This is a genomic window from Streptomyces bambusae (assembly GCF_019400985.1).
GTDB lineage: Bacteria > Actinomycetota > Actinomycetes > Streptomycetales > Streptomycetaceae > Streptomyces > Streptomyces bambusae_A.
In genome coordinates this window covers 1-3,284 of sequence record NZ_WTFF01000510.1, presented here as the reverse complement: position 1 = coordinate 3,284, position 3,284 = coordinate 1, and the positions used below count along the sequence as shown (strand labels likewise).

Genomic DNA, 3,284 nt, shown 5'->3' with positions numbered 1-3,284 from the left:
GGCCAGGGCCGCCTGGGCCGCGGCGAGGGCGCGTGCGGACGCGGCGGACGCGGCGGACGCGCTGGGCGTCGGCTGTGCCGCGCGGGACGACAGCGGGCGGGTCACTCCTGGCCTCCGGGGTTCGACGTGAGCAGGTGGTGGTGGACGACGCCGCAGGCGGCCACCGAGGCGAGCAGCCGGGCCAGCTCGCCGGGGGCGTCGGCCAGGGCCTGGGTACGGGACTCGGCCAGGCTCCGCTCGGCGTCCGCGAGGGCGGTGAGCGCCTTGGCGGGCTGGTCGGGGACCTGGACGGGGGAGGCCGAGGGTACCGGCGAGGCGCTCGCCCCCTTCGGGGCGCCGGCGGCGCCGGGGGAGCCGGCCGGGGCGGGCGTGGGGGGCGCGCCGTCGGGGCGCAGCGCCGTCACGTGCGCCGCCACCGCCGCGCGCAGCGGAGCGAGCCGCTCCGCCAGCGTCGGATGGGCCGCGAGCGTGGCGTCGTAACGTTCCAGCATCCCCTGGCTCTCCCGGACGGCCGCCTCCCGCATCCGCGGTTCGAGCGGCGCGTCCGGCCGGCCGGGTGAACGGTCGGCGGCCGAGCAGCCGGTGAGCAGCGCGGCACCCGCGGCGGTGACGAGCAGACTCCTGCGCGAGGGGCTCGAAGGAAAGGTCCAGGGCACGGCGACGTCCTCGGTGGTGGCAGGGACAGCAGGTGATCACGGTACCCGGGGCGGTGTCCACAGGGCGGACGGCAACACCCCCCGGGACCGGATACCCTTTGACCTGACACGCGACGGAAACCACAACAGCACACGCGGCCGAGGAGTCACCCGGATGAGCACCACCCAGAGCGACAGGCTGCGCGAACTGCTGGAGCCGCTCGTCGCCGCCCAGGGCCTGGACCTCGAAGACATCGAGCTATCCCGCGCGGGCAAGCGCCGCATGCTGCGGATCATCGTGGACTCCGACGAGGGCGTGGAGCTGGACGCCTGCGCCGAGCTGAGCCGGGTCATCGGCGAGAAGCTCGACGAGACCGACGCGATGGGGGACGGCGAGTACGTCCTGGAGGTCAGCTCCCCGGGCGCGGACCGCCCGCTGACCCAGCACCGCCACTACGTACGGGCGACAGGCCGCCTCGTTAAGTTCCAATTGTCCACCGAAGGTGGAAAGGCTGCCGGGGAACTCATCGCCCGGATCCTCGGCGTGGACGACGAGGGGCTGGACCTCGAGGTGCCGGGAGTCAAGGGCCGCAAGGCCACCGCCCGCCGCCTCGCCTTCACGGACGTCGCCAAGGCGCGTGTCGAGATCGAGTTCAACCGCAAGGACAAGAAGGAAGAGGAGGCGTAGCCGTGGACATCGACATGAGTGCCCTGCGGGGTCTGGTCCGGGAGAAGGAGATCTCCTTCGACCTGCTCGTCGAGGCGATCGAGTCGGCCCTCCTCATCGCGTACCACCGCACCGAGGGAAGCCGCCGCCGCGCGCGCGTGGAGCTGGACCGCACCAACGGACACGTGACGGTGTGGGCGAAGGAGGACCCGCAGGATCTGGAGGAGGGCCAGGAGGCCCAGGAGTTCGACGACACCCCGTCGGGCTTCGGCCGGATCGCCGCGACCACCGCCAAGCAGGTGATCCTGCAGCGTCTGCGCGACGCGGAGGACGACCTGACCTTCGGCGAGTTCGCCGGGCGGGAGGGCGACGTCATCACCGGCGTCGTGCAGCAGGGCAAGGACCCCAAGAACGTCCTCGTCGACATCGGCAAGCTGGAGGCCATCCTGCCGGTGCAGGAGCAGGTCCCCGGCGAGGAGTACACCCACGGTCTGCGTCTGCGTACGTACGTCGTACGGGTGGCCAAGGGCGTGCGCGGTCCGTCCGTGACCCTGTCGCGCACCCACCCGAACCTGGTGAAGAAGCTGTTCGCCCTGGAGGTCCCGGAGATCGCCGACGGCAGCGTCGAGATCGCCGCGATCGCCCGCGAGGCCGGCCACCGCACCAAGATCGCCGTCCGTTCGACCCGCTCCGGGCTGAACGCCAAGGGCGCCTGCATCGGCCCGATGGGCGGCCGCGTGCGCAACGTGATGGCCGAGCTGCACGGCGAGAAGATCGACATCGTCGACTGGTCGGACGACCCGGCGGAGATGGTGGCCAACGCGCTGTCACCCGCTCGGGTGAGCAAGGTCGAGGTCGTCGACCTCTCCTCGCGCTCCGCCCGGGTGACCGTGCCCGACTACCAGCTGTCGCTGGCCATCGGCAAGGAGGGCCAGAACGCCCGCCTCGCCGCCCGGCTCACCGGCTGGCGCATCGACATCCGGCCCGACACCGAGCCGGCCGCGGAATAAATCCGCTACCGGACGGGTTCCCCGGCCGGGTAGACAGATCCACGGGACATCGATCCCGATCCACTGGGATCACGACAACGTCCGTTCGATTTTTCGCCCGAAGGGGTGAGGTCGGTACGGGGAGGTAGACTAGGCGTGTCTGGCCGGACGCATGCCCGCGCATGCCCTGAGCGCACCTGTGTGGGGTGCCGGGAGCGAGCGGCCAAGAGCGATCTGCTGCGGATCGTGGTGGCCGGGGACGCGTGTGTCCCCGATCGTCGCGGTACGCTGCCCGGCCGGGGTGCCTATGTGCACCCCGCCGTGGTCTGCCTCGACCAGGCGGTGCGCCGCCGGGCGTTCCCCCGGGCCCTTCGGTCCCCGGGAGTGCTCGACACGGCGGAGCTGCGCCGGGCCGTAGAGGCGGTCGCAGGGGCCGCAGAGGCGACACCGTAAGAAAAGAAGTACGGCACGGAACCCCGTGCGGTCAGGTACCTCGCGAGTTGGAAGTAGGTCGAGATTGCGATGAGCACTCGATGAGTACGCGATGAGTACGCCCATGAAGTAGCGACGGTCCGGCGTAACCCGGACCTAAAAGGAGCGAAGTGGCTAAGGTCCGGGTATACGAACTCGCCAAGGAGTTCGGGGTTGAGAGCAAGGTCGTCATGGCCAAGCTCCAAGAACTCGGTGAATTCGTCCGTTCGGCGTCCTCGACGATCGAGGCGCCCGTTGTACGCAAGCTGACCGACGCTTTGCAGGGTCCCGGCGGTGGCGCCGGCAAGACCGCTGCCAAGCCCGGCGCGCCTCGCAAGGCTGCGCCCGCCAAGCCCGCTGCGCCGTCCCCGGCGACCGCGGCACGTCCCGCTGCCCCGAAGCCCGGCGCCCCGGCCCCCAAGCCGGCTGCCGCCGAGGCCCCGGCCGTCAGCGCCCCGGTGACCCCGGCCGCGCCCGGCCCGCGGCCCCGGTGAGGATCGGGCCCATGGGCGTCGTCCTGCC

Annotated in this window: 4 protein-coding genes and 1 pseudogene; 4 read left to right on the top strand and 1 reads right to left on the bottom strand. The window is 71.8% G+C overall.

Annotation, left to right across the window (positions count from 1 at the left end):
* Positions 1-101 precede the first annotated feature (101 nt).
* Positions 102-656 (bottom strand): hypothetical protein, encoded by a 555-nt coding sequence (locus tag GPJ59_RS34875; protein WP_219672060.1) that lies wholly within the window; start codon positions 654-656, stop codon positions 102-104.
* A gap of 154 nt (positions 657-810) precedes the next feature.
* On the opposite strand from GPJ59_RS34875, the gene rimP reads away from it, so the two are divergent.
* The 4 genes and pseudogenes from rimP to GPJ59_RS34855 form a co-directional block, all read left to right on the top strand.
* Positions 811-1,323, top strand: a complete 513-nt coding sequence (gene rimP / locus GPJ59_RS34870) for a ribosome maturation factor RimP (protein WP_219672058.1) — start codon at positions 811-813, stop codon at positions 1,321-1,323.
* A gap of 2 nt (positions 1,324-1,325) precedes the next feature.
* Positions 1,326-2,312 carry a transcription termination factor NusA gene (gene nusA / locus GPJ59_RS34865; RefSeq protein WP_219672057.1) on the top strand — a complete coding sequence of 329 codons (987 nt, stop codon included), beginning with the start codon at positions 1,326-1,328 and terminating at the stop codon, positions 2,310-2,312.
* Positions 2,313-2,447: 135 nt separating this feature from the next.
* Positions 2,448-2,744, top strand: a complete 297-nt coding sequence (locus GPJ59_RS34860) for a YlxR family protein (protein WP_219672055.1) — start codon at positions 2,448-2,450, stop codon at positions 2,742-2,744.
* A 149-nt stretch (positions 2,745-2,893) separates the two neighbouring features.
* A pseudogene (locus GPJ59_RS34855) lies at positions 2,894-3,250 on the top strand (translation initiation factor IF-2 N-terminal domain-containing protein); the annotation flags it as partial.
* Between the last annotated feature and the right edge of the window lie 34 nt (positions 3,251-3,284).

Excerpts from the sequence above, each read along its gene's own strand:
- rimP (WP_219672058.1), top strand. The coding sequence starts at position 811 with ATGAGCACCACCCAGAGCGACAGGCTGCGCGAACTGCTGGAGCCGCTC.